Below are 18,117 nucleotides of genomic sequence, written 5' to 3' on the forward strand. Positions count from 1 at the left end.
GGCTTGCGGAGTGTTCAGTCGCCGTCTCGCCCGGGGACGACGGCCACGGGGCACTCGGCTGTGTGCAGTACCTCGGCGCTGACCGATCCGAGAAGCAGCCTCTTCAGCCCAGATCGGCCACGGGATCCCACCACCAGCAGGGCAGCGTTGCGGGCGGCCTCCGCAAGAATCGTCGCCGGCCTCACGCGTTCTATCCGCAGATCCACCCGCACCGACGGGTACTGCTCACGCCGCTCGGCCATCTCCTTGTCTAGGAAGTCCTGCGGCCCTTGCTCCAACACCTCGAGATCCCAGGGCACCATTCCCATCGGGCCGGTAGGCCCCATCGCCATAGGCTCGGCGCTGTGAACCACCTCCAAGTGCGCGCCCAGCAGGTCAGCTTCCCGGTACGCGAAATCCAGGGGCTTCAGCAAACCATCGGCCGGGTCCACTCCGACCACTACACGGTTGTCCGGCGGGCCACTGGTGTCTCCCGGGCGGATCACGATCACTGGGCAGTCCGCATGCGTGGCGACCTGCCAGCTGACCGAGCCGAGCGGCAGCCGCGGGAACCCGCCGCTGCCCCGGTGGCCGATCACGAGCACGTCGGCATCCGCGGAACGCTCGATCAGTACGGCTGCGGCGTGCCCCACGGGAAGCTCGCCCGCCACGGTCAGGCCGGGGAACTCGGAACGCGCGAGGTCTTCATATCGCTCCACGAGCCGTGCCTCGACCTGGACCGCCGCCTCCTTCTCCCGGCTGTCCGTCGCAGAGCCACCCGGTAGCGGGAAACGGATGGCATGGACAACGTGGAGTCGACCTGTCCGCAGGGCCGCCTGCCGTGCCGCGAAGCGTACGATCTCCTCCTGGTCCGGGCCGTCGTCGACACCGACGATGACGGGCCGGTCCTGTACCGGGACGGCATCAGACATGGCTGCACTCGCTTTCCTTTTCGCTCCCAGGAAGCACCGCAGCAGCGGGATTCAGCGAGTACCCGGGTCCGGGCGCGCTAAAGACGGCGGCGAATATCGCCGCCGGGCGAGTCGCAGAGTGCGGCATCCGCTGGCTGCCGGCCATCCCGCGTCGGACCGGCGAGGCAACCGTCCGTGACGGGCCCGGCCCTACCTGTTCGGCGACTGATCAAGGTCCTCGACCCGGACGATCAGAAGACATCAGACCGAAGCCGCCTGGAGGGGGTGAACACCCGCCCCAGCGGCGGACAAGAGCTGTCGGAGTCGGTCTCGGTCATGCGGCTCCCTCGCAGCTGAGAAAAACCCTCCCCCCATCCTGACGACCGCCCGCTTCCCACATTCCGCCCAGCGCGTCCGGACGGTGAGCGGCGCGTAAACCCCCGTTACTCCTTCGTGCATGGGGGCCGGTGTCCTGGACGGTGACGTGTACGGCGGTCGGTGGGCGTTGTTGACCAGCGTTTACGCGGTGATTGGGTGGGCACCCCGACCGCATGGACATGCGGGACGCCGGAGCGCCCGCCACGCGGGCTCGAGCGGCAAGCCGACTGGCTTCGGCGCCTCTCATCGCGCTGCTGCTCGCCGGCTGCGTCCTGTACGAAGATCGCGACGACCGGGACGGGGCGCAGACCTCTCCTGGAGCGGTGCGCGAGGTACCGCTCAGGGTCGTGGAGCAGGGCGGCCAGACGCTGGCGTTCGTCCCGGTGAGCATCGAAGGCGAGGGGCCCTTCATGTTCGCCCTGGACACAGGTGCCTCCGCCAGCGTCGTCGACGAGGACGTCGCCGACCAGGTCGGTCTGGAACGTACCGGCGAGCGTCGTTCGGTGAGCGGGATCCTGGGTACTGGGCAGGTCCCCGTTGCCCAGGTGAACCAGTGGAAGGTCGGCGACGTGAGCATCGACCCGGGTGAGGTAACGGTCATCGACCTCGGCCCTCCCCAGGGAGGAGGCGGTATTCAGGGCCTGCTGGGCTCGGACGTGCTCAGCGACTACGGCTCGATCACCGTCGACTACGACGACGGTGTCCTCAAAATTCCCGCTCGGTGACGACTGGGACGCGTGCCCGTATTGCCTCAGCACGACCGGCTGACGAGCCATCTCCCGCAGACACAGACCCGCCGACACAAGGGGTCTGCAGGCACAAGTCGACCGGCCCTCTTCAACCTGTTGACGATATGCAGTGGCCCTGTCGCGTTCCGGCCTGACCATCGCGGGGGAACTGCCTTTCGGCGATCCCGCCGGGCCTCTGGTGGAGCGCTCCGCGGAGGCGTCCGCCGTGGTGCTGAATCATCGGTGGCGGCTTCCCGTGCCTGCTCCTCGGCTCGGCTCGGCTCGGCTCAGCTCGGTAAGCCTTCAGGCGACCGCGCACGCCCGATGCCCTGTGATGCGCCCGCCGGGCCAGTCGAGCGCCCTGGCGAGCGCATCGCCGTCGGTCCGACCGGTCGGGACTCAGGCAGGACCGCGGCCGTCCATGTTGTCGTCGAGGTCGTCCCGGAGTGCGATGCGCGCGGTGACGCGTTTGCCGACCGGTTCCCGCTGCGCTTCGAAGCCCTGGGCAACGGCCAGCACAATCTCCAGACCGTGCTGGCCCACCCGGCCCGGGTCCGCGGCTCGCGCGAAGGGAAGCACCGGATCACTGTCCCAGACCACCACCTCCACGACGTCCCCCGTGACACGCAGATCCAGCAGCACTGGGCCGGGGGCGTACTTGCGGGCGTTGGTGACCAGCTCGCTGACAACGAGCTGCGTGATGTCCACCGCGCGCGCAGAGACGGTCAACCCGTGTTCGACCTGCACACGAGCGAGGAACTCCGCCGCGAGATGGCGGGCCTTGGCGATAGACGTCCCGTCCCCTTCCAGCGCGGCCGCTGTCCGCGGAAGCCGGCGATCCGGCGCCATATGGCCCTCTCTCTCGCGAACTGGCTCCACCCAGACCGCCCTCACTGTCCTGTATGCAGGCCCGCACCTGCCGCCGTCCTCATGCACCCGCCGCATTCCCCGGTTGACGAGACCATGCAGGTATACCGCCCAACGCATCCAGGTCAACAAGCGTGACACTCGCGTACCACCAGCAGACGAAGAACCTGCTGGTGTCGTACTCGCCAAAGAAGCTCGGCTTCTTCCAGGCGTAGAAAAAGGGCGCCTGCCCAGGGAAGATGCCGGTCAGGCGCCCTTGTCGGCGCACGCCTAAGCCGTGAGTCGAAAAACGGCCTTACTCCCGATAGCTCCCGCCCGTATCCCAGCTCTGACCAGGTGTTCCGGGGCATTTTCGGGCCAAGGTCCCGCTAAGGGTAAGGGGTCCTTTTCGGATGCTGGGCTCTTGCAGGCGAGGGACATGCAGTGGGCGAGTTGGAGGAAGGCGTCGTGCATGTCATGTCGGGCTTCCCAGCGGGTTCGTAGGCGGCGGGGCCATGAAACTCCGCGAGGTGATCGACGACGGCCGCCTCGAAACCGAAGGACCGGCCTCGGCCCTACGCCGCGACAAGGCCGGTTCAACTGCTGTCCGCCGCACCCTTATTGCCCACCTCGCGGCCCCTTCCCATACCGGAGGGACTTCGTGGCCGAAGCCGCCCTGGACGCCATGAACGGCATCACGCCGCTCACCAACGCTCTGCCCGGGGAGCCGATCCCTTAACATGGCCAGCGGCGAGGGACTCCGCTTCGACACCGGCGGCCGTCCCAGTGGATTCACCTGCCGGTGCCGATCGAGCGTGACGACGAAAACAATTGCGCACCGCTGGCGGATCTCAAGCTCCCCGAGCAGCCCAGGTGGTCGGCGGGCCCGGCGTCGGTCGGCACGGAACGCGGTCTGCAGAACCAGAAACCCGAGTCGATCGAACGCGTCCTGCGAGTCCGGCGCGACCTCGAACTGACCGCGCCAGCCGACTGAGGCAGGCGTCGAAACGAGACCGATGCCGGTGGATCCGACCATCCGGCCCGGGTGTACGGCTTGGGCTTGGTGATCCCGAAGCGTGCCTACCGGATCTCGTGGCCTGCGGCACGAGCCGCGCACAGACCGGCTGTGGCCCCGGAGAGCGCTTGCCGGGCCATACCGGCAGGGTTTGAACCCCAGTCGCATCGTGTGCGGCCCGCGCGGGGGATCCGACCACACCGCTGCCGCGAATTCGGCGTGTTGGCCGGCACATTCGCGCACATGCGCTCAACACCTCCCACCTCTCCTGGTCGGTGGGTGACCCCGGCCGCGGACGGAGCCAGGTCACCTTCGACCGGCTGACACGCTACGGCCGCGACGACTGCTGCCGTCACCAGCCCGATCGCGCCGGCAACACGCCTCCATGCCCGCATGAGCGGCATGCATGCCATCGAGCGGGGTCGGACGGTAGGCCCTTTCGGAAGCCTTCGAGGAGTTCACCGGCCGCTGGAGACCGCGTAGTACTGAAGGTCCTGCACGGTGACCGTACGTCCCGCCGGATAGCGGGTCGTGACGGTGGCGACGACATCCTCCGCACGGCGGACCACGGCCTCGGTGCGGCCTGGGCTCAGTGGCAGATCCTGGGCATGCGCGCCGACGGGAGCAGGGTAGGTGTGAGGCACGGTGCCCACGCGCGCGGAGACCGTGGCGGGCGCGGTCAGGAAGGTGAGCACTTCCACCTGGTCGCGCGGGGACGCGGTCCCCGGACGCGGGCGCATCAGCCGGGGCTGAAGCAGGGCACCGCCGGCATCCGTGAACTGGACGCGGGAGGTGACGTACACGGTGTCACGGACGATCCGCGGCCAGGCCCCGGTCTTGAAACGGCTGAGGTAGTACGAGGAGATGTCCAGGTACGTGTGGCCGTTGTGCAGCGAGGGGGCGAACTGGCTGCCTTCCGAGTAGTCGTTCCAGGTGGTGAGCTGCACCCAGTCCGCACCGTCGGAGATCGCGTGGTTCCAGGTCGACCGCAGGGTGGCGGTGTTGCCCGCCTCGTCGTAGAGACCCTGGTTGGGTCGGGCGTCCTGCACGGACACGGCCTGCATCCACTTCTTCCCCAGGGAGTGGGCGAGTTGGATGTCGCCGGGCACGTTGTCCTGGCTGGCGTAGCTGCGGTTGCCCCAGGACGAGAAGGCGTGGCTGATCGGCGCGAACCTCTCGGCGTTGGCGCGGAAGTCCAGGAAGACCGGGACGAGCGCGGTGCTTATGCCGTGGTCGTGCAGCCGTGCGATCACCTGCCCCCACCAGGCCGGGTCCTGGGCCTCGGCCTTGAACGGGGAGACCACGAGGCGTCCGTCGGCCAGCCGGTATGCGGACGGGGACGCGGCGAGCCGGGCCAACTGATCGGCGAGGGTGCGAGGATCGGTGTGCAGGGACGTCATGTCCGGCATGAGCACGATCCGGAAGCCCGGGTCGACGCGCTGCGCCGCGCGCAGCAGCATGTCGACGCGCTGACGGTTGGTGCCGGTCAGGGAGAGGATGTCGACGGTGAATCCGTCGAGCCCGGCGTCGCTGGCAGTCCTCACCTCCCTTTCCAGGTTGGCCAGTTGCCAGTCACCGCTGGACGGCGACACGGGCAGCGGCCGGTCGCGCAGCAGTCCGCCGTAGGCCGCGTGCTTGCCCTGTTCGCCCTGTGGGGTGAGGTAGTTGCGGGCGTAGTAGTCGTGCTCGGCGGGCTGGTTGTCGAGGGAGAGCGGGTACGGCGGGAAGTAATGCGCGAAGACCATGTGCGGGCTGTCGCGCAGCACGTCGGCGGACGGCAGGTCGAAGGGGAGCGCCGTGGTGTTCGCCCGCTCGGCGCTGGACGGGAACGGGGTGTTCTCCCGGTCGAAGGCGAGCCCGGTGCCGGCGATCAGTCCGATCAGCAGCAGGCCGAACAGCGCGCCGAGTGCGGCGCGCCGCCGTCGGCCCGACGGCCTCCGGTGCTGGTGCGGTGCGCGAGCGGGGTGATCCGTCATGGGTGTCCTCCGCGGACGCCTGTGGGCCGCCGTTGCGAACTCTAGCGCCCGTGCGGCCCGTTGTCCGGCCAATCGTCACCGGTCGGGTGATTCCGGCGATCCGCGCCGGCCGTCAGGGAGTTGTGGCGCCGAGCCGGTCGACGTCGTGCGACTGCAGGTAGCTGTCGAGGTTGTCCTCGCGCATGGACCGCCACAACTGGGCGCCGGCGGCGGAGTCGAGAAGCACCACGGACTGGCCGGAGATCGTGTCGGTTCCCTTGGTGGGAGCGTTCATGAACACCATGTTCCCGGGGCGCACCTTCTTGTTGTCCCACAGCAGGTCACGCAGGTCGCCGTCGCCGAGCCGGTCGTCGACGCTGACCGCGGCGGTGAGGTCGTCCAGCACCTTGGCGGCCTTGACGGGGTTGGTGAAGGTCGAAGGACGCATGACCTTCGCCAGTATCGTCCGGAGGAAGTACTGCTGACGGTGCGTCCGGTCGAGATCACCGCGGGCGAGGTGACGCCGCTCACGCACGTAGGTCAGGGCCTGTGTGCCGTTCATGTGGCGGCTGGTGCCGTCCACAACGAGGTTCACCCCGCCCAAGGAGTCGGTGAGCTTCTTGAAGCCGTCCCAGTCGATGACGGCGAGGTGGTCGACGCGCACCTTGGTCAGCCGCTGCACGGTGTCGATGAGCAGCGGCGGTCCGCCCCAGGAGAAGGCGGCGTTGAGCTTGGCCTTGCCGTGTCCGGGGATGTTCACCCACGCGTCACGGGGCAACGAGACGACGTACACGCCGGAATGGTCGGCCGGGAGGTGGACCAGCATCATCGTGTCGCTGCGCTGGGCCCCGTACTTCCACTCGGGGGCCTTGGCGTCGCGGCCCGTGGTCGGCAGGTCGGAGCGGCTGTCGACGCCAACGAGGAGGAAGGTCTGCCCGCCGTCGGAGGGTGCCGGCTGCGCCGCCGCGGGGACCTTCGTCGGGAAGACGCCGGAGATGCGGTCGACCTTCCCGGTGTAGTGGTCGACAGCCCACCAGGCGACCCCGCCCACCATGAGCAGGCCCACGGCGAGCAGTACGAGCGCCCCGAGGAGCACCCGACGCGCGCGGCTGTTGATACGCCGGGACTGTGTCCGCGTGGTTCCGGAGTCGTCAATCCCCTTTTGTGAAACTTCGGTTGAGGCATCGTGGACACCGCCAACCGGGTCGGGTACCACGGAACCGTCTCTGTCCGCCCCCTCCTCCCGGCCCGTCGTTTCGGCCTCGGCCGTGTTCTTGTCCCCCACCACGCACCCCCATGTCACCGCGGCGCGGCCCCTTCCGCACCGGGCGCACACTGTAGCCAGCACGTTCGATGTTCGTACGACTTTCCGTCAGACCATGACACCGTGGCATCAATCAGCGGGCCCGGCGCGGGATTTCGTACGACTTGGCACTTCTCGGTGAAGTTCACGTTAACGCCCCCATGAGTGCACAAGTTTGCCGTACTGTTCACCATCGCGCCGCATGTTCGACGAATGAGAGTTCGTGACATCCGGCAAGTCGTACCGCAGAACGTGCCTGGGGGGGTACATGTGGGATGTTCAGGCCGCTGAATCCGAGAGATCACGCAAGGCGCGCTCACAGGCGCGCTCCTCACTGTGGATGGGACGCAAGTCCCGGTGGTATCTACCCGCGTCGCTGATCACCGACCTGGTCGGCGCCGGGGTGCCGGTGACGTTGATGCTCTACGTCACGGACCAGCCGTGGGCGGTGCCGAGCGGCATCGCCGCGGGGCTCGCCTGGGCGGGGGTCCAGCTGTTCCGCTCGCGCTACGCGGCCCGGGTCATCGGTGAGAGCCGGGGCACGCTGCCGGTGCTCCACGACTGGTTCATCCTGCTGGGAGTGCTCGCGGCGGTGCACACCGCGGCGGAGGTGCGGCTGCGCGCGCTGCTGTGCCTGGCGGCGCTGCTGCCAGCCCTGTTGCTGACGCTGGTGTGCCGCAAGGCGGTGCACCGTCATCTCGCGGCGGTGCGCCGCAACGCGCAGGCGGTGATCAAGGTCCTGGTGGTGAGCGAGCCCACCGCGGCGGACGACGTCACCGCGCACCTCGCCTCCCGCACCGACCACCCGTACGTGGCGGTGGGCGCCGTCCCCGTGGGACAGGGCCCGTTCGCCTCGGGGATCCGGAGCGGGGAGCGGCTCGCCGCCGTCACGCCGGAGTCCCCGGCGGAGGACGCCAACCTGGTCATCAACGCGGTGCACCGGCTCGGCGCCGATCTGGTGCTGGTCGTCCCGGGTGCCGCGCTCTCCGGGGAGCGGCTGCGCCGCCTCTCCTGGGGCCTGCACGACGCCGGCATCGAGCTGTTCCTCGCGCCCGGCCTGGTGGAGGTGTCCGTCAAGCGCCTGGAGACCGGATCCGCCGGCGGGATGTCGCTGCTGCGCGTTGCCCCGCCGGTGCGGGAGGGTATGCAGCCGCTGCTCAAGGAGGTCCTGGACCGCAGCACAGCGCTGCTGGGCCTGCTCGGGCTGGCACCGCTGCTGCTGGTGGTCGCGGCCGCCGTGAAACTGTCCTCACCGGGGCCGGTGCTCTATCTCCACGAGCGCATCGGCCGGGCCGGGCGTCCCTTCGTGATGTGGAAGTTCCGCACCATGCGGGTGGGCGCCGACCGCCAGAAGGCGGCGCTGGCCCAGGAGAACGAGAACGACGGCCTGATGTTCAAGATGCGCCGCGATCCCCGGGTCACCCGGGTCGGCCATTGGCTGCGCCGCACCTCACTCGACGAACTTCCGCAGCTGGTCAACGTCCTCAAGGGGGACATGTCCCTGGTAGGTCCGCGGCCGCCGCTCGCCGACGAGGTGGCGCACTACACGCCCGTCGAGTGGCGACGGCTGTCCGTACGGCCGGGGATGACCGGGCTGTGGCAGATCAGCGGACGCTCCGACCTGTCCTGGGACGAGAGCGTCCAACTCGATCTCAGCTATGTCGACAACTGGTCGTTCACCAGTGATGTGGACGTCATGGCCCGCACGTTCCGCGCCGTCGTCGACGGCCGCGGGGCATACTGAGAGCGCCGCCCGTGACCGCACAGAGCCCCGGCGCGCGCTGCACGCCGCCGAGGCCCCTGCACGTACGGGGCCGGTCAGCCGTCGAGGCCTCCGCGCCAGTGGGCGTAGGTGGCGGCGATGCCGTCGCGCAGCGGGATCGCCGGCTTCCAGCCGAGCTTCGCGAGCCGGGAGATGTCGAGCAGCTTGCGCGGGGTGCCGTCGGGCCGGGTCGTGTCCCAGGCGATCCGGCCGGTGAAACCGGTGACCTCGGCGACCGTCGCGGCCAGTTCACGGATGGTGAGGTCGCTGCCGCAGCCGACGTTGACCGGCTCGTCGCCGTCATAGGAGCGCAGGAGTACGGCGCAGGCGGCGGCGAGGTCGTCCACGTGCAGGAACTCCCGGCGCGGAGTGCCGCTGCCCCACAGAACGACCTCCTCGCGTCCCTCGGCCGCGGCCTCGTGGAAGCGGCGGATCAGGGCGGGCAGAACGTGCGACGTCTCCAGGTCGAAGTTGTCGCCGGGCCCGTAGAGATTGGTCGGCATGGCGCTGATGTACGACGCACCGTACTGGCGCCGGTAGGACTGCACCTGGACGATGCCCGCGATCTTCGCGAGGGCGTACGCCTCGTTGGTGGGCTCCAGAGGTCCGGTCAGCAGCGCGTCCTCGCTGATCGGCTGGGGGGCGTGCTTGGGGTAGATGCACGACGATCCCAGGAAGAGCAGGCGGCCCACACCGGCGGCATGGGCTCCGGCTATGACGCTCAGCTGGATCTGAAGGTTCTCCTCCAGGAACTGCACCGGCTGAGTGCTGTTGGCCATGATCCCGCCGACCTTCGCGGCAGCGAGAACCACCGCGTCGGGACGCAGGGTGGCGAGTTCGGCCGCAGTGCGCGCGGCGTCACGCAGGTCCAGTTCGGCGCGGGTACGGGTGAGCACCTCGTGTCCGTCGGCGGCGAGCCGGCGGGCCACGGCGGAGCCCACCAGGCCGCGGTGGCCGGCGACGAAGACACGGGCACGTTCGGGCAGCAGCGATGCGGTCATGAGCCGGATCATGCCAGGAGCCGCGTGATCAGTGCGCCCGGATCAGTAACTCTGCCGAAATTTCCTGTAGTTCATGACATTCGACCCGTATACGGCGGGCGCACGGACCGGATCCGCCCTCGGGAGGGGTCCGGCAGGGAGGGGAACACCGCATGACCAAAACCGCGCTGATCACCGGCGTGACCGGGCAGGACGGCTCGTACCTGGCGGAGCTTCTGCTCTCCAAGGGATACCTGGTGCACGGCCTGGTGCGGCGGTCGTCCAGCTTCAACACCGAGCGGATCGACCACATCTACCAGGGCCCCCAGGAGGCCGAGCGCCGCCTCGTACTGCATCACGCCGACCTCTCCGACGGTGTGGCGCTGGTGAACCTGCTGCGCGACATACAGCCGGACGAGGTGTACAACCTGGGCGCCCAGTCCCACGTCCGGGTCTCCTTCGACGCGCCGCTCTACACCGGCGACGTGACCGGCCTGAGCACGCTGCGGCTGCTGGAGGCCATCCGGGCGAGCGGGGTGGAGACCCGTATCTACCAGGCGTCGTCCTCGGAGATGTTCGGTTCCACGCCGCCCCCGCAGAACGAGGACACCCCCTTCCACCCGCGCAGCCCGTACGGCGCCGCGAAGGTCTTCGCGTACTGGACCACCGTCAACTACCGCGAGGCGTACGGGATGTTCGCAGTCAACGGCATCTTGTTCAACCACGAGTCCCCACGCCGAGGCGAGACCTTCGTGACCCGCAAGATCACCCGTGCCGTCGCCCGGATCAAGGCCGGCCTCCAGGACCGTCTCTACCTCGGCAACCTCGACGCGGTCCGCGACTGGGGGTACGCGCCCGAGTACGTCGAGGCGATGTGGCGGATGCTCCAGCACGACGAGCCGACGGACTACGTGGTGGCCACCGGAGTCCCGGCCACCGTGCGGCAGTTCCTGGAGACCGCGTTCGCCCACGCCGGCCTCGACTGGACCGAGCACGTGCGCTACGACCCCAAGTACGAGCGTCCCAGCGAGGTCGACGCACTGATCGGTGACGCGTCCAAGGCGCACGCGAGGCTGGGCTGGCGGCCCTCCGTCCTGGTGGAGGAGCTCGCGCGGATCATGGTCGACGCCGATGTGCTGCAGGTGGAGAAGGAACTCGCGGGCGCCGTCGTACGCATCGACCGCTGACTCCCCGTCACGTGCGGAAAGGCGGACGCGTGTGCCGGGCGCGGACGCCGGGTGTCATGGGATCACCGTTAACACGTTGAAATTTCCTACCAGATGAGTCAAATGCGTTCCAAGACGTGTCATGCACTCGTATGGTTCGCGAGCAAACAGTTCACACGGCCCGTTCGGATCCGGGGAACCCCGGCGGGCTCGTCAAGGCAGCGGGCCCGCGACCGGGCCCAGAAGCCTGGGGGGTTACATGCAAAGATCCAGACACAGATCCAGAGTCCTCAGCGCGGCCCTGGCCCTGTCCACCGCTGCGGGCCTGGGCCTGGTGGCCCTGCCGCAACCGGCCGCCGCGCTCACCGCGCCGGTCGCCTTCACCGCCGACGACCTGCCGACCTGGCAGACCAACGGCATCGTGTGGGCCCTGGCGGAGGCAGGCGGCACGGTCTTCGCGGGCGGCACCTTCTCGCAGGTGCGCCCGCCCGCGGGAGGAAGCGGCACCGCGCAGAACGCGGTGAACTTCGCCGCGCTGAACGCGGCGACCGGCGCTCCCACGTCCTGCAGCCTCTCCTTCACCGTCGGAAGCGGCACCGCGACCGTACGAGCGCTCGCCGTCTCTCCGGACAAGAAGACGCTGTACGCGGGCGGTTACTTCGGCGCGGTCAACGGCACGCAGGTCAGCAGCCTCGCCGCCATCGACATCGCCACGTGCACGCCCAAGGCGAACTTCCACCCCAGCGTCTCGGCCACCGTGCGGGCGCTGGCGGTCACCGACGACACCGTTTATCTGGGCGGCGACTTCACCTCGGTCGGCGGCAGCTCGCACGCGCGGTACGCGGCGGTGGACGCCACCAGCGGCGCGGTCAAGCCGTTCCAGGCCGACGTCGACGAGCCCGGCCGGGCCGTCGCGGTCACCCCGGACGGCCAGAACGTGATCCTCGGCGGTGACTTCTTCACCGTCAACGGCTCCAACTCGCACGCCCTGGCCGTCGTCGACGCCACCACGGGCGACAACGTCCGCACCTACCCGGGATTCATACCGAACAACTCGGTGGTCAAGGGGCTCGACACCGACGCCACCGGCTTCTACACCGGCAACGAGGGCACCGGCGGCGGCGTCTTCGACGGCCGCATCGCGCTCGACCTGTCCACGCTCAACCAGCGCTGGCGCGACACCTGCCTGGGCGCCACCCAGGCCGTCAAGTCCTACCAGGACGTGCTCTACAGCGCCTCGCACGCGCACGACTGCTCCAGCGTCGGCGAGTTCCCCGACGGACGCCGCTACCACCTGCTCGCGCAGCCGACCACCGGCACCAACAAGCTGGGCTGGTTCCCGGACACCAACGACGGTCTCGGCGAAGGCATCGGCCCGCGCACGATGACCGTCTCGGAGACGTCCGACAACAAGTACATGTGGGTCGGCGGCGAGTTCACCACCGTCAACGGCGCACCCGGCCAGGGCCTCACCCGCTTCGCGGCCTCGCCCGACACCGGCGCTCCCGGTGTCCCGCAGGTCGGCGCCGAGTCGGTGAAACCGACCGAGGCGCAGGTGCGCTGGCGCTCCAGCATCGACCTGGACGACAGCACGCTGACGTACAAGGTGTACCGCAACGGCGGCTCCACGCCGGTGTACACCGTGGACGGCGACTCGCTGCTGTGGTCACGTCCGCAGCTGTCGTTCACCGACACCGACGTCACACCCGGCTCGACCTACAGCTACCGGGTGACGGCCACCGACGGGGCGGGCAACGCCTCCGCGCTGTCCGCCACGGCCACGGTGACGGTGCCGACCTCCGCCCAGAAGTATCCGGCCAAGGTGCTCGACGACGGCGCGAGCCTGTACTGGCGCTACGACGAGTCCGTCGCTCCGTTCGTCGGCGACACCTCGCCCGGCGACCAGAGCGGCATCCACCTCAACGGGCCCTCGCTGCGCCAGACTCCGGCCGCCGTGACCGGTCCGTCCACCGCCATCGGCTTCGACGGCAGCGACCAGATCGTCCACAGCGACAAGCGCACCACGGTGCCGAGCCAGTACTCGATCGAGACATGGTTCAAGACGACGACCACCCGGGGCGGCAAGGTCGTCGGGTTCGGCAACAACACCACGCAGCCCAGCGGCAGTTACGACAAGCACGTCTACATGCGCAACGACGGCCGGCTGGTCTTCGGCGTGTGGGCAGGCACGGCCCGCACCATCACCTCGCCGGCCGGCTACAACGACGGCGCCTGGCACCACGTCGTCGCCACGCAGGGTTCCTCCGGGATGCGGCTGTACGTGGACGGCAACCAGGTCGGCACGCTCGCCGAGACCAACAGCCAGAGCTACAGCGGCTACTGGCACGTCGGCGGCGACAACCTCAACGGCTGGCCGAACCGGCCCACCAGCAACTACTTCGCCGGGCAGATCGACGAGACCGCGATCTACCCGTCGGTGCTCAGTGCGTCCCAGGTGCAGAGCCACCACACTCTGGCCTCGGCCCCGGCTGACAGCGTGCAGACCGTCCGGGCGTCGGACGACACGTACGTCAACGCCGGTGCCACGGGCACCAACTACGGCACCTCCACCTCGCTGGCGGTGCGCGGCAGCTCCGCGTACGAGACGTATCTGCGCTTCGATCTGCCGTCGGCGCCGGCCGGGACGGTGCTCAAGAGCGCGCGGCTCGCGGTGAAGACGACCACGTTGAGCAGCGCGGGCAGCACGGACGACATCTCCGTGCGGCCGGTCACCGAAAGCTGGACGGAGGCGGGAACCACCTACGCCTCCAGGCCCGCCGTGTCCACGACCGTGGTGGGCACCCTGAGCGGGGCCACCGACCTCTCGACGGTCTATTCGGCGACGCTCGACGCCTCGGCGCTCTCCCCGGCCCTGGGAGGCAGCTACGACCTGGCGCTCACGAGCACCGGGACGGACGCGCTGTGGCTGTGGTCCGGTGAGGCGTCGACCGCGGAGAACACTCCGCAGCTGGTGCTGACCTTCGGGGCGCCGTAACTCTCAGCGCGTCCCGTGTGCGGGGCGCCCGGCCTCGGCCCGGCGCCCCACACACCCCGCTCGGGGCCGCACCTGTGTGTGGGCCCCGCCTCCATACCCAGGCCCGCTGGGGCCGCAGGAGCCACCATGCACACTCGTACTCTTCGCACTCTCTGGAACGGTGCCGCCGTCGGCGCTCTCACCACGCTCCTCGCGCTCACCGGCTGCAGCTCGGGCGGCGGGTCGGAGGCGAAGGCGAAGCCCACGCAGCACGTCTCCGAAGACCAGGCCGCCGCCGTACCCGACGACCAGGCGAGCCCCGCCCCCGAGGGTTCGTCGACGCCCTCCAAGGGCCCGGTCCTGCCCGACGCGAAGCTCACCCCGGTGACCGGTTCCTTCACCGCCAAGGAGAAGGAGTACCTGCACGGCCGCGTGCCGCAGAACATGGATCCTGCGGCCGTCCTCCAGGCCGGCCAGGAGGCGTGCCAGCGCATCGAGCGCACCGCCGCCCACGACAAGGACGCCGCGGTCGGCGCGCTCATCGCCGGGGAGGTGCCGAACGCCGACGACGCGATCGAGCAGCTGTGCCCGAAGCAGAAGCCCTTGCTGGACACCGCCGCGACCGGCTTCGCCGACGGAACGCGCAAGAATCCGAAGGCGGGCACCTACCGGTCGCTGACCATCGCCGTGGGCTGCACCTGGAAGGCCCTGGGCGCGGGCGACAAGGTACTGGCGTCGGGCCCCGGACCGGGCAGCCACAAGAAGGTGACCGCGAAGATTCCGGCCGGGACCCGTACGTTCGTCTCGTCGGGCTGCTACGCCTGGCTTCCCGCGTAGACCCGCTCGTACACGTCGAGCAGTGTGCCCAGGACCGCGTCCATGGCGAACGTCTCGGCGGTGAGCTTGCGGGCCGCCGCCGATGCGGACCGGCGCACGAACGGCTCCAGGAGGTCGAGCACCGCTGGGGCGATGCCGTCCGATCCGGTCACCACCCGCCCGGCTCCGGCCCGGTCCACGTCACGGGCCAGGCCGTTGGAGTCGGTCACCACGACCGGGGTGCCCACGGCCATCGCCTCCAGGACCGACATCGGAAACGGTTCGTCCACCGACGGCAGCACGTAGACGTGCGCCCGGCGCAGTTCGTCGGCCATGCGCGTCCCGTCGAGCGGCCCCGGGCAGCTCACCTTTCCCCCGAGTCCCAGCTCGTCGATCCGCCGTCGAACGGCGGCGAGTTCACCCTCGTCCGGGCCGGCCACGACGAAGGTCGCCTCGGGGTGCCGGGCCAGGATCGCGGGCGCGGCGTCCACCAGGTCGACGGGGCGCTTACGGGCCTGCAGCCGGGCCGCGTACAGGATGCGCGGCGGCCCCTGCGGTTCGGGCCCCTCGGGCTGCGCGGGAACGCCGTTGACCAGGCGGACGGCACGGTCGAGGCCCGCCCCGCCCACCACGGCGTGCAGGTCCCGGAGTTCACGGGTGGTGAGATGCAGTACGGCGGCGGCGCCGCGCAGCACCCGGCGCACCGCGACCGCGTCGAGGAGCCGGGCCGACAGCCGTTCGCTCGGGTCGACCATGCCGTGCGTCTGGAGGACCAGGGGCCGCCCGCCGCGCAACGCGGCCAGCGCCACCGGCAGCGTCACCAGGTCACGCGCGAGATGCACATGGACCACGTCGGCCCCCCGCACGAGGCGGCGGGCGCCGGCGAGGAGCGGCGGGGAGGTCAGGCCGCTGAACCCCAACGGCAGGACCCTGCACGCCTGATGGAGATGGGCGGGCACGCCCTCCACCTCCTCGGGCAGCGGCCGCTCGAAGCCGTCGGCCAGGGCGGTGAGACGGGCGTCGTGTCCGCGTTCCCGCAGGCCCTGGCAGAGGTTGAGGGCGACCCGGACGGGGCCGCCGAAGGCGTGGGTGGTGCTGTGCAGGGTGACCGCGTGCAGCACTCTCACGCCGGCTCCTCGACGGGTCGGCGCCGGTTGTCGGCGGTGTGCAGAGTCAGTTCGGGCAGGTCCTTGTGGAGGACCGCCCCGGCGCCGACGACGGCGCAGCGGCCGACCTTCACTCCGGCAAGGACGGTGGCGCGGGTGGCAACCCATGCGCCGTCGTCCACAGTGATCGGCGCGTTGCGGTAGCGGAAGTCGGCGGCGCGGTGGTCGTGGCTGCCGGTGCACAACATGGCTTCCTGCGACACGCACACGTGGGCGCCGAGGGTGACCGGCTCCAGGTTGAGGATCCACGCCCCCTCGCCGATCCAGGTGTGGTCGCCGACTGTCAGCTTCCACGGCCACAGCACCCGCACCCGATGGCGGACGAGCACGCCGGTTCCGATCTCGGCGCCGAAGGCTCGCAGCAGGGCCACCCTGACCCGGGCCGGGGTGAACCATGCCATGAAGACGGTGTTCATCACCGCGAACCAGAGGGCCTGGACGAGTATCCCCCGCCCCTTGTCATATCCGGCCAGTGTGAAGGCCGGGAGATCACGCATCGATCCATCCCCCCAACGGCGCCTCCCCAGACGCCCCTTCGTTCCACTCTAGTAGCTGAGCGTTCACCGCAGGCCCGAGCTCAGTAGACTGCGGCGGGGATCTTTCTTCGGGGGCGGGGGCGCCATGACGCAGCAGACGAAGCCGGACGCGACGACAGCGCCGGAGCCGAGGTCCCAGAACCTCGCCGCGCCTCCGCCCTTCTCGCCGCGCACACTGCTCTCCCGCGCGCTGTCGGTCCCGCTGGTGCTCGGATTCTCGGTGTTCCTGCCGCTGCTGGTGTCGGTCCAGCGGGGCACGGGCCTGCGCGACTCGGCGCTGTGGATGCAGTTGGCGCTGACGATGTACGCGGGCGTCCGGCTGTCGGCGATGATCCTCACCAGCCGCCGCAAGCTGCTCACCGGATCGTTCTGGCTGTTCGTCTACATGGCGATGGGGGTGGCGCCGCTCGCCCAGACCGTGCTCGGCCGCACGCCGACCCCGGTGGTGGGGGCACGCAGCGATCTGACCGAAGCGATCTCGCTCGTTTTGATCGGCTGCGTCGCCTTCGACATCGGTTGTCTGCTGGCCCGTCAGCGGCCGGGCCGGGAGCGGGACGACACACTGCGCCCGGCACTGGTGCACCGCCGCCGCCTGTACCTGCTGACCGTGGTCGCCTTCGTCGGCTCGGCGCTCCTCGTGGTCAAGCTGGGCGGCCCCGCGGTCTTCTTCACCAGCCGCCAGGAGATCATCAGCAGCGTCGAGGAGGCGGGACTCTCCCAGGCGGACTCGCAGGCGGGGCAGGCCATCGTGCGCGGCTTCGGCACCGTACCCGCGCTCATCGCCTGGCTGGTGTACACGCGGTGGCTGGTGACCTCTCGGAGGGCCCGCCGCTCCGTGGTGATCATCGCCGTGTGGCTGGCTCTGACCGCGCTCAACGCGGTGGTCAACAATCCGATCTCCAACCCGCGTTTCTGGTTCCTCACCGTCCTCTTCTCCCTGTTGTTCACCGTCTTCCCGGTGAGCGCCGCGCTGTACCGGATCGCGCTGAGTCTGGGCGTGATAGTGGCACTGGTCGTGTTCCCGTTCGCGGACCGCTTCCGCTATGACGACGCGAACTACCGTCCCGTCCAGACCACTTCGCCCCTGGAGCCACTGGCCCTCAAGGACTACGACCAGACCGGCATGTTCGCCAACACCATCACCTACGTTCGGTCGGGGCGCGGCCACACCTACGGCCGGCAGCTGGCGGGCTCGGTGCTGTTCGCAGTGCCCCGGTCGGTGTGGCCGGGCAAGCCGATGGACACCGGCGTGGTGGTCGGCCAGTGGATGGGGGCGACCAACACCAATCTCTCGTCGCCGGTGTGGGCCGAGCTGTGGATCGACTTCGGGCCGGTCGGCATGACGGCGGGGTTCGGGGTGCTGGGGTACGCGGCGGCGCGGGTGGACCGCCGCTATGCGCGCCGGGCGGTGCGCCGGGCCCCGCCGGGCAGCCTGATCGCGCTGGTCGTGCCCCTGGTCGCCGGGTACTCCTTCATCCTGCTGAGGGGGCCGCTGCTGCAGGCGTCGGGGCGCGTGGCGATCGCGGCGTGCTGCATCGCGCTGATCACCACGTTCCGGCAGGACCGGGCGGCCGGGCTGCGCTGAACGGGCGCCGTCGGGCC

Annotated in this window: 14 protein-coding genes and 1 pseudogene; 7 read left to right on the plus strand and 8 right to left on the minus strand. The window is 69.8% G+C overall.

Annotated elements, in window-relative coordinates; translation table 11 throughout:
- Positions 1-14: 14 nt before the first annotated feature.
- Positions 15-911: a universal stress protein gene (locus tag ACWD26_RS40315; protein WP_451278098.1), complete on the minus strand. Its 897-nt coding sequence runs from the start codon at positions 909-911 to the stop codon at positions 15-17.
- A 530-nt stretch (positions 912-1,441) separates the two neighbouring features.
- On the opposite strand from ACWD26_RS40315, the gene ACWD26_RS40320 reads away from it, so the two are divergent.
- Entirely contained in the window at positions 1,442-1,993 is a 552-nt protein-coding gene (locus ACWD26_RS40320; protein ID WP_451278100.1) for a retropepsin-like aspartic protease, read from the plus strand.
- Positions 1,994-2,395: 402 nt separating this feature from the next.
- Here ACWD26_RS40320 and ACWD26_RS40325 read toward each other — a convergent pair whose 3' ends face one another.
- Positions 2,396-2,845, minus strand: coding sequence for an ATP-binding protein (locus ACWD26_RS40325; RefSeq protein WP_451278101.1), 450 nt, complete (start codon positions 2,843-2,845; stop codon positions 2,396-2,398).
- Positions 2,846-3,256: 411 nt separating this feature from the next.
- A pseudogene (locus ACWD26_RS40330) lies at positions 3,257-3,355 on the minus strand (IS5/IS1182 family transposase); the annotation flags it as partial.
- 289 nt (positions 3,356-3,644) lie between these two features.
- On the opposite strand from ACWD26_RS40330, the gene ACWD26_RS40335 reads away from it, so the two are divergent.
- Positions 3,645-3,836, plus strand: coding sequence for a hypothetical protein (locus ACWD26_RS40335; protein WP_451278103.1), 192 nt, complete (start codon positions 3,645-3,647; stop codon positions 3,834-3,836).
- Between the two features lie 479 nt (positions 3,837-4,315).
- On the opposite strand, the gene ACWD26_RS40340 is transcribed toward ACWD26_RS40335, so the two are convergent.
- Complete coding sequence (locus ACWD26_RS40340) at positions 4,316-5,833, minus strand: glycoside hydrolase family 71 protein (protein WP_451278105.1); 1,518 nt, start codon at positions 5,831-5,833, stop codon at positions 4,316-4,318.
- A gap of 112 nt (positions 5,834-5,945) precedes the next feature.
- On the minus strand, positions 5,946-6,908 hold the full coding sequence (locus tag ACWD26_RS40345) for an LCP family protein (protein WP_451278107.1): 963 nt from the start codon (positions 6,906-6,908) through the stop codon (positions 5,946-5,948).
- A 547-nt stretch (positions 6,909-7,455) separates the two neighbouring features.
- On the opposite strand from ACWD26_RS40345, the gene ACWD26_RS40350 reads away from it, so the two are divergent.
- Positions 7,456-8,859, plus strand: a complete 1,404-nt coding sequence (locus ACWD26_RS40350; RefSeq protein WP_451278109.1) for an exopolysaccharide biosynthesis polyprenyl glycosylphosphotransferase — start codon at positions 7,456-7,458, stop codon at positions 8,857-8,859.
- A gap of 74 nt (positions 8,860-8,933) precedes the next feature.
- Here the strand turns inward: ACWD26_RS40350 and ACWD26_RS40355 are convergent, their stop codons facing one another.
- Positions 8,934-9,878: a GDP-L-fucose synthase family protein gene (locus ACWD26_RS40355; RefSeq protein ID WP_451278111.1), complete on the minus strand. Its 945-nt coding sequence runs from the start codon at positions 9,876-9,878 to the stop codon at positions 8,934-8,936.
- Positions 9,879-10,030: 152 nt separating this feature from the next.
- Here ACWD26_RS40355 and gmd point away from each other — a divergent pair, with 152 nt between their 5' ends.
- From gmd to ACWD26_RS40370, 3 genes are all read left to right on the plus strand, one after another.
- Complete coding sequence (gmd, locus tag ACWD26_RS40360) at positions 10,031-11,044, plus strand: GDP-mannose 4,6-dehydratase (protein WP_451278113.1); 1,014 nt, start codon at positions 10,031-10,033, stop codon at positions 11,042-11,044.
- 238 nt (positions 11,045-11,282) lie between these two features.
- Positions 11,283-14,018 carry a LamG-like jellyroll fold domain-containing protein gene (locus tag ACWD26_RS40365; protein WP_451278115.1) on the plus strand — a complete coding sequence of 912 codons (2,736 nt, stop codon included), beginning with the start codon at positions 11,283-11,285 and terminating at the stop codon, positions 14,016-14,018.
- 126 nt (positions 14,019-14,144) lie between these two features.
- On the plus strand, positions 14,145-14,834 hold the full coding sequence (locus ACWD26_RS40370; protein ID WP_451278117.1) for a hypothetical protein: 690 nt from the start codon (positions 14,145-14,147) through the stop codon (positions 14,832-14,834).
- Here ACWD26_RS40370 and ACWD26_RS40375 read toward each other — a convergent pair.
- Positions 14,813-15,940, minus strand: coding sequence for a glycosyltransferase (locus tag ACWD26_RS40375; RefSeq protein WP_451278119.1), 1,128 nt, complete (start codon positions 15,938-15,940; stop codon positions 14,813-14,815). The two genes, ACWD26_RS40370 and ACWD26_RS40375, sit on opposite strands and share 22 nt — an antisense overlap.
- Positions 15,937-16,476 (minus strand): WcaF family extracellular polysaccharide biosynthesis acetyltransferase, encoded by a 540-nt coding sequence (locus ACWD26_RS40380; RefSeq protein WP_451278121.1) that lies wholly within the window; start codon positions 16,474-16,476, stop codon positions 15,937-15,939. Before ACWD26_RS40380 ends, ACWD26_RS40375 begins: the two co-directional genes overlap by 4 nt.
- A 124-nt stretch (positions 16,477-16,600) precedes the next feature.
- Here ACWD26_RS40380 and ACWD26_RS40385 point away from each other — a divergent pair, with 124 nt between their 5' ends.
- Positions 16,601-18,100, plus strand: a complete 1,500-nt coding sequence (locus ACWD26_RS40385) for a hypothetical protein (protein ID WP_451278123.1) — start codon at positions 16,601-16,603, stop codon at positions 18,098-18,100.
- Positions 18,101-18,117: the final 17 nt, after the last annotated feature.

Source organism: Streptomyces sp. NPDC002787 (genome assembly GCF_053592095.1).

Bases quoted from the DNA above. Each gene is read 5' to 3' on its own strand.
- ACWD26_RS40315 (WP_451278098.1), bottom strand. From the start codon at position 911: ATGTCTGATGCCGTCCCGGTACAGGACCGGCCCGTCATCGTCGGTGTC.
- ACWD26_RS40320 (WP_451278100.1), top strand. From the start codon at position 1,442: ATGGACATGCGGGACGCCGGAGCGCCCGCCACGCGGGCTCGAGCGGCA.
- ACWD26_RS40325 (WP_451278101.1), bottom strand. From the start codon at position 2,845: ATGGCGCCGGATCGCCGGCTTCCGCGGACAGCGGCCGCGCTGGAAGGG.
- ACWD26_RS40340 (WP_451278105.1), bottom strand. From the start codon at position 5,833: ATGACGGATCACCCCGCTCGCGCACCGCACCAGCACCGGAGGCCGTCG.
- ACWD26_RS40350 (WP_451278109.1), top strand. From the start codon at position 7,456: ATGGGACGCAAGTCCCGGTGGTATCTACCCGCGTCGCTGATCACCGAC.
- ACWD26_RS40355 (WP_451278111.1), bottom strand. From the start codon at position 9,878: ATGACCGCATCGCTGCTGCCCGAACGTGCCCGTGTCTTCGTCGCCGGC.
- gmd (WP_451278113.1), top strand. From the start codon at position 10,031: ATGACCAAAACCGCGCTGATCACCGGCGTGACCGGGCAGGACGGCTCG.
- ACWD26_RS40365 (WP_451278115.1), top strand. From the start codon at position 11,283: ATGCAAAGATCCAGACACAGATCCAGAGTCCTCAGCGCGGCCCTGGCC.
- ACWD26_RS40370 (WP_451278117.1), top strand. From the start codon at position 14,145: ATGCACACTCGTACTCTTCGCACTCTCTGGAACGGTGCCGCCGTCGGC.
- ACWD26_RS40380 (WP_451278121.1), bottom strand. From the start codon at position 16,476: ATGCGTGATCTCCCGGCCTTCACACTGGCCGGATATGACAAGGGGCGG.
- ACWD26_RS40385 (WP_451278123.1), top strand. From the start codon at position 16,601: ATGACGCAGCAGACGAAGCCGGACGCGACGACAGCGCCGGAGCCGAGG.